A 7,269-nucleotide genomic window follows, 5' to 3' on the forward strand; every position below is an offset into this window, starting at 1 on the left:
CCTTAAATTTAATTAAGAAGGTTACTTCTTTCTGTTTATCAAATTGTTTAGTTAGCTTACTATTAATCTTACTTTTATTGGATGTTAAAGCAGCGTCTTTAACAGACGTGTAAGGCTTATTATTTGTTTCTGCCATACCCATTCTAGGCAACATTAATGAAAGGACTAAAAATGCACTTAAAATTACATACAACCATTTGAAGCGAGCACTCATTTTTCTTTTCAAAACTTCTCCCCCTTAGTTCATTCAGTTGAAATAGTGATGCAATTCATCCAATTACCTAAAAGATCAATTCACCTCCTTAAATTGAAATCTCTTAGATGAGAAAATTTTCCTGTTAATGTAACCATGGCGAAAAAAAAGATCATCAGGTATCGGAATGTGTCGAAAATGAATGCGTTTTCATAAAATAATACTTTCGAATTAGGATAAATAACCCTACATACGCTTGTAACCATTTATCCAGCATGGAGAACACCAAACACCTCCTTGCATATTTAAACATAATCATTTATGTTTTTCCGATTTTCCTCTCCGTACTCACTCTCGCATCCACCTCCTAAGTTGAATAATCACATTCATTTTAATTTTGATTTACTTATATGAATCTATTGAATATTCACTGTATTTCTCTTGGACCTAGTGTAGTATACGCACATTTTTTTGGCAATGTTTGTTATGGAAAATCGTTCCATATGCTCATTTGTTATTTTTTGTATATGAGTTAAGTAGTATACGCACATTTTTTTGGTAATGTTTGTTAAGAAAAATCATTCAATATACTCATTTGTTGTTTTTGTATAGGAGTTATTTACTGCTAAATCACTCCGTAGAAGAATTGACTATCATTCACCCTTTGCTGGAAACCGATACCTTAAAGTACAAAGTACAAACCATTCTTCTCTTCTGATCATCACCATAACTTCCACTATATCTCGTAAGTATGTTTTTCAACTACTCAACCATCTCTATGAATAAGAAGTGTATATTAAGATCAATACTCAATCCTTTTCTCTAGTATCTCAAACTATTTTTCCTTGGATCACGTCGGAAACAGGGGGAGGGCGACAGCCTTGGAATCTGCCTCTGTTTCTGGCTTAGACAGGTTGGGAATGGGTACAATCCGGAGGACAAAAGAAAAAATTCAACAAGCCAAGCCTTACAGTCCGTGGTTATCGATCTTTTTAGAGGAAAGCGACACGTTTGAGCTTCTTGTTAAGCGATTGATGCTTTGGTAGGAGCTATCGTTCTGCCGCCATTCAAAAGTTGTTTTATTTTAGTAGTCTTGTTGTAGAGGATATCTTCGTGCAAATGGAGAATATTGTAATAATGTTAAAGAAGTAAAACCTTAATAGAGAGGATATACATATGAAGATGTTAAAGACAGTAGATGCACCAAAAAAGAAATTAAAGAACTTCAAGATTTTGTGTTTCTGGTAGAAAACTATGAAGTGACAACAGTAGAGCAAAAAATCTTAAAGGAACATGCCTATTCAGGAAGCAAGGTCAAAGTCGTTGAAAACGTTAATAAAGAATTTGGTCCTGATACGATCGATAAAACAGTTGTATCTAACCTACTGCAAAGTAAACCTCAAGATGAATTACATAAGCGCTTAAAATCAAATTACTTATTAAAAACACGGCACACAAGGAAATAGCTAACTAAACACGCTTACTTCTGAACTTACATAGTCTCACTAAGGTTAATCCGAATACTAAAACGATAAGGGAGGAAGAACGTATGATAAATGAGGATGTTAAAATACTGATTCCAGAAGACTTTGAGGAAGATATGAAGATTATTACAACGATATTTAGCTCAACAAAAGAGGTAGGGCTAGTAATTGCAGGGGAAGATATGTATCCGTCTTCCGAATATCCGATTTTAAGAATCTATCTGTTAGAACATATAGATTTAGGCTGGGCCCTTCAAGAAGAACTCCATGCTTTTGCATTTTTGAATTATGATACAGCCAAGCTATTTTTAGAAAAGCTTCCGAACATGTCTGCACTGGAACTACTCATTATGATGAGCGCCCAAGAAGATTCCAGGAAACCGGCTGTGGGTTTTCTTTCGTAGCTAATACTTTCACTTATCTTTCGTCACATTTCCTTAAATAAGAAAACACACAGCAAATCAATGGTTACTCCTGTATCGCGTCTACTTAATAAACTATCCAAAGATGAATAATAAAAAGTCTAAATTCCTACTACATATTTAATAGCCGACAGTTCATATAGTGATAAAAGATAGGGGTGATAGTTTGGAGGAGAAGAAAAGAAAAGACAGTTGGACGGTAGAAGATGATAAGGTTCTTGCTGACACGGTGTTAACTTTTATTCGTGAAGGAAAAACGCAACTACAAGCATTTGAAGAAGCTGCAACAATCATTGGACGATCAAAACAAGCATGTGGGTTCCGGTGGAATAAAACATTACGCAAACAGTACAATGTACAAAAACTGAGTCGAACCAACAAACCCAATGAAGTTCACAGTYATCTAAAACAAGCGATGACCTCGCATGATGCATTAGCTGAAGCTTATGAAAAGCTGCAACTGGATTATGAACAATTGTTGTCCGAGCATCAGAAGGTAAAGGCGTGGCTTTCTAATGGAAAAGAGTTGTTGCGAATAGAATAGGATGATAAAAAGAGCATTCAAAATTGATGCTCTTTTTCGTTGTGACATTTTTGTGCGTTCCTGTTCCCTTTGTGGATTTAAAATAAAGTTCGACCGTTTAAAACAAAGTTTAACCGTTTGTAATAAAGTTCGACCGTTTAAAACAAAGTTTAACCGTTTGTAATAAAGTTGCTCCGTTTTGAAAAAAGTTCAACCGTTTTATATATGGATTTTTGATATTTGAGGATTTTTCTTATTAAGCAATCGGGCCATATTCTTGAATAAAAAGTTGAATTGTATAGCGAAGAGATTGTGAATAAATGGACTTAAGCTAACGGTGCAGTTTACCATAAGAAGGCCATTGGTTTTTTATGGTAAAATAAGTAAGGGAAAGATATAAGGGGGGGTAACGTGGAAAGAACTTTAGTTAAAACGGCTATATATTCATTTATTACTTCTTTTTTATTGTTATTGGTATGGGTAGATAGAATAAGAATAACAACAGATGTAAACGGCATGACTTCCGCAGAGGGAAATTCTTATCCAGATTATTTCTTTATGATTTTACAATACTCTATAAGAATTTCATTCATTATAGTCATAAGTGTATTTTTGATTAAACTGTACGAAAAACAAAAAGCAAAATGAACAACAGGTTCTTCAACTATCGGGCGCTAATGGAATAACTAAAATCAGAAATGATCAAACTTTTTTATAAAAGAATGATTCAGTTGAATATATTAAAAGCGTGTTTTGATCACTCTTTTTTCAAAACTTTATCAAGGTTTATAGAGTTAATTTAATCAAACTTTATTTCAATGCTACACTAAGTAAGCTTGTGTATCGCTTTTACATCACAAGTTGACATAACATCCCGATGAGGAAGTAGTCGACTTCATTACTCCATAAGAAAAGCTGCCCTTTAAAGGCAGCTGGTTTCACATTTGTATATATACCAACTGACATAATGTTAAATAAAAAAATCGTCCGATTAAACGGACGATTTTTTCTTATTGTGCTACTTCGCTGGCAATGCTTGATTCTGCTAAGCCAACTTCTTTAAGTACCTTATTTAATTCAGCGTCAGCCTCTTCAAATTTTGCACGTGCCTCATCTAATACAACTTCACCTTCAGCAGCTAATGCGTCTGATTTCATTGTATAAGCTTCTTGTATTTTGTTTAATGCTGAGTCAATTGTTTCTTGATGATCTTTTAATTCAGCTGGAACTTCTAATTCTTCTACTTTAACCGCAGCATTTGCAGCAGCTATTCTTGCAGCATCCCGCATTTTTTTAAGCTCAGCACCTTCTGGAGGTGCTTCTTCATTTTCATAAGCATTTAGATCTGCATCTACAGCATTAATAGATTGAGAGATTGATAAGTAAAACTTCATCATATCTCCAGCAGGGTTCGCTTTTTCTTCAGATGTAGTTTCTACAGATTTTGTTCCTTCAGTCGTTGTAACTTTTTTCTCTTCTTTGTCTTCAGAACAAGCTGCAAGAACTAAAGAAAGTGAAGCAATAAGCAATAATAGTTTTTTCATCATTCAATCTCCTTTAATCTTGGGAATATTTAGTTATATTACCATAGCTGGACTTACCTGTAAATGAATTTCCAATTATTCAGCCATTTAGTTGAACAATTATAAAGCCCTTTTTATAAGGCGTGGCATAGACCATGCAGAATGGGTTGACATAATCCCCGGATTAGGAAGTATTCAACTTCATAATCCATAAGAAAAAGCCGCCTTGTAAAGGCAGCCGATTGTTCAACTAAAGTACCCTTTAGTTGAACAATCTCTATCACTTCATATATTTGTAATAAAGATTTACTAAGGAAAAGTAAACTAAAGCAGAACCAAAAATAAAAAATAAGAACTCCTTTATCTTTTTCGCTTCCATCATTAAATCTTCATTGTAAAAAAGTTGCATGTTTTCATTTATAGAAATAGGAGTCGTAAAAATTGATAATATTAATGCAAGAACAGCGAAAACCCCATATATATTTAGCACTGTTCTTATAGTAATTTCCTTTTTTGTAACTATTTCAACATTTCCAGACGTTTGTTGATCTATTTCCAAACTCCTAATCCCCCCATTTTTCATAATGCTTAAATAACTATACGAATAAACACAAGAGAACCTCCGCGGAGGTAGTTGCTTACACTATTTTTGGTATCCATACGCTGTAGTAGAGGCAACAAAAAAACGCCCAACCGAAGTTGGAGGATTTTCACTTATTTCTTCAGGTTTTCGTTATATTCAACCCAGAAGTCAGCATTTTTTATGCCAAGCTTTGTTGGATCAAACACAGGATCTTTTCCTTCTTTTTTCTGAGCTTCGTAATCTTTAAGTGCTATAAGTGCCGGTTTGGCAATTATGAGGATGGCAATCAAGTTCAACCAKCACATTAAACCTAGCCCAACATCGCCTAATGCCCATGCTAATTTAGCTTGATTTATCGCTCCATAGAACGATGTAATTAAAATGACAATTTTCAAAACAAAAATACCGATTTTTTCAGCTTTGCCTTTCATTAGATAAGCAATGTTGGTTTCTGCCATGTAGTAGTATGCCATGATTGTCGTGAAAGCAAAGAAGAATAATGCAATGGCAACAAATCCTGCTCCAATGCCAGCGCCCGGCATTGCATAATCAATTGCTGCTTGCGTATAGCCAGCTCCAGCTTCAACCCCAGGAAGATTTTCAACAACAAATGCTCCTTCTCCATCGTCCAACTGAACATTGTACATTCCAGTGAAAAGAATCATGAACGCTGTTGCCGAACAAACTAGCAATGTATCAATATATACGGAAAAAGCTTGAACCAATCCTTGTTTCACTGGATGAGAAACTTCTGCTGCAGCAGCTGCGTGAGGTCCTGTACCTTGACCAGCTTCATTTGAATAGACTCCTCGCTTAACGCCCCATGCAATGGCAGCGCCAATCATTCCACCGAAAGTTGAGTCAAAGCTAAATGCACTTGAAAAGATTAATCTAAGAACACCTGGAACTTCAGTAATGTTCATTCCAATAATGATAATCGCCATTAACATGTATGCTAACGCCATGAATGGTACGACATATTGAGCAACGTTCGCAATACGTTTTACTCCGCCAAGAATAATGACACCTAGAACGACAACAATTGCAGCTCCAGTAACCCAGCGTGGAAGATCAAATGCATTTTCCATCCCTATGGCAATGGAGTTCGATTGAATACCTGGCATCAAAATGGACATAGCCAGTAGTGTTGCGAGTGCAAAAATAACTGCATACCACTTCGAGCCGATTCCTTTTTCTATGTAATAAGCAGGGCCACCACGGTATTGGCCATTGTCTTTCACTTTATAAATTTGTGCCAATGTTGATTCGACAAAGGCTGAAGACGCCCCGATAAACGCAATTGCCCACATCCAGAATACAGCCCCTGGACCACCGAATGCGATTGCAGTAGCAACCCCTGCGATATTTCCGGTTCCAACACGACCTGACAATGCAATCGATAATGCTTGGAATGAAGATACCCCAGCATCAGATTTTTCTCCTTTGAACATTTGAACAACCATGTCCTTAACTAATCGAACTTGCAAGAAACGCGTAAGGATTGAAAATAATAGACCGATTGCCAAACAACCATAAATCATCCATGGTCCCCATAAAAAACTGTTTATTTGCCCGATAAACTCTTCCATTCTATTCCTCCTAATCTAGTTCGTTATATTGTCGCACAATTCACTATATTACAATAAATTCGCGATTACAAGGAAAGAACGAAAATCAGGTAAATAAAGTAGTAGAGGCCACCGGTACCTGTAGCTTCATAACTCAGAACATAAGAATATATACTAAATGAAACTTATTTATTAGATTTTCGTATTATAGGTATTCTATTTAAGAGGAGAACACAAAATTGACTGAATCTAAAGGATGGTTGTCACAAGAATTGAAAAAAGGAGAGGATTGGGAGAAAGATCAAAATGATTTATGGTTTTGGGAGAAGCTTGGTCGTTTACCCTTCAAAATCATTGATAAATGGACCCCTACCTTTATTCAGAATAAAATCGGAATAATTCTAGACGAGCTTGGAAAATATGTTCAAACAGGTGGTGGCTACTTAAGTTCGATATCAGCGATCTCTTCTTATTATCCTGACACAGAGGTGAGTTCGTTAAAGGACGCGTCAATACTTCCGCTTTCCATAATGGATCAAGCTGTTGATAGACTAACTAGCAACCGGAAAAATCTTGCGACAATTCAAGGTGCCAGTACGGGTTTTGGTGGAATATTCACCTTATCAATCGATATTCCCCTACTTCTAGGTTTACAATTAAAAACTATTCAGGATATTGCAATTTGTTATGGCTATGATCCAAAATCAAAAGAAGAGCGTTTGTTTATCGTCAAATGTCTCCAATTTGTCTCCGCTGATATTGTGGGAAAACAAGCGATTCTTAGCCAATTGTCTCAGTTCGATAATCATGATGATTCTGTGAAAAGAGAGGTGCTTTCAGAATTACAAGGTTGGCGTGAAGTCGTTTTCGCGTATCGTGATCAATTGGGCTGGAAAAAGCTGTTTCAAATGATCCCCATTGCCGGCCTCATTTTTGGTGCGTTTATTAACCGAGGTGCGGTGAACGATATAGC

Annotated in this window: 9 protein-coding genes; 5 read left to right on the forward strand and 4 right to left on the reverse strand. The window is 36.0% G+C overall.

The window, feature by feature from the left end; translation table 11 throughout:
- Positions 1-226, reverse strand: a 226-nt coding sequence (locus tag AC1DOS_RS16325; RefSeq protein WP_477538352.1) for a hypothetical protein, incomplete at its 3' end; no start/stop codon positions are given.
- A gap of 1,226 nt (positions 227-1,452) precedes the next feature.
- Between AC1DOS_RS16325 and AC1DOS_RS16330 the strand changes: the two genes are divergently transcribed.
- The 4 genes from AC1DOS_RS16330 to AC1DOS_RS16345 all read left to right on the forward strand — a co-directional run bounded on the left by AC1DOS_RS16330 (position 1,453) and on the right by AC1DOS_RS16345 (position 3,270).
- Positions 1,453-1,659, forward strand: coding sequence for a hypothetical protein (locus AC1DOS_RS16330; RefSeq protein WP_477538353.1), 207 nt, complete (start codon positions 1,453-1,455; stop codon positions 1,657-1,659).
- Between the two features lie 83 nt (positions 1,660-1,742).
- Positions 1,743-2,081 carry a hypothetical protein gene (locus AC1DOS_RS16335; protein ID WP_477538354.1) on the forward strand — a complete coding sequence of 113 codons (339 nt, stop codon included), beginning with the start codon at positions 1,743-1,745 and terminating at the stop codon, positions 2,079-2,081.
- A gap of 184 nt (positions 2,082-2,265) precedes the next feature.
- The gene (locus tag AC1DOS_RS16340; protein WP_477538355.1) at positions 2,266-2,643 is read left to right on the forward strand and encodes a transcriptional regulator; all 378 of its coding nucleotides are present in this window, start codon (positions 2,266-2,268) and stop codon (positions 2,641-2,643) included.
- Between the two features lie 390 nt (positions 2,644-3,033).
- Entirely contained in the window at positions 3,034-3,270 is a 237-nt protein-coding gene (locus AC1DOS_RS16345; protein ID WP_477538356.1) for a hypothetical protein, read from the forward strand.
- A gap of 362 nt (positions 3,271-3,632) precedes the next feature.
- Here AC1DOS_RS16345 and AC1DOS_RS16350 read toward each other — a convergent pair whose 3' ends face one another.
- From AC1DOS_RS16350 to AC1DOS_RS16360, 3 genes are all read right to left on the reverse strand, one after another.
- Positions 3,633-4,166, reverse strand: a complete 534-nt coding sequence (locus AC1DOS_RS16350) for a hypothetical protein (protein WP_477538357.1) — start codon at positions 4,164-4,166, stop codon at positions 3,633-3,635.
- Positions 4,167-4,425: 259 nt separating this feature from the next.
- Positions 4,426-4,704: a hypothetical protein gene (locus tag AC1DOS_RS16355; RefSeq protein WP_477538358.1), complete on the reverse strand. Its 279-nt coding sequence runs from the start codon at positions 4,702-4,704 to the stop codon at positions 4,426-4,428.
- A 155-nt stretch (positions 4,705-4,859) separates the two neighbouring features.
- A complete protein-coding gene (locus AC1DOS_RS16360; protein WP_477538359.1) occupies positions 4,860-6,317 on the reverse strand; it encodes an alanine/glycine:cation symporter family protein in 1,458 nt (485 codons plus the stop codon).
- A 218-nt stretch (positions 6,318-6,535) separates the two neighbouring features.
- Between AC1DOS_RS16360 and AC1DOS_RS16365 the strand changes: the two genes are divergently transcribed.
- A partial coding sequence (locus AC1DOS_RS16365) for an EcsC family protein (protein ID WP_477538360.1) occupies positions 6,536-7,269 on the forward strand: 734 nt, incomplete at its 3' end.

It is taken from the genome of Paenisporosarcina sp. P5_A11, from assembly GCF_056400705.1.

Bases quoted from the DNA above. Each gene is read 5' to 3' on its own strand.
- AC1DOS_RS16335 (WP_477538354.1), top strand. From the start codon at position 1,743: ATGATAAATGAGGATGTTAAAATACTGATTCCAGAAGACTTTGAGGAA.
- AC1DOS_RS16350 (WP_477538357.1), bottom strand. From the start codon at position 4,166: ATGAAAAAACTATTATTGCTTATTGCTTCACTTTCTTTAGTTCTTGCA.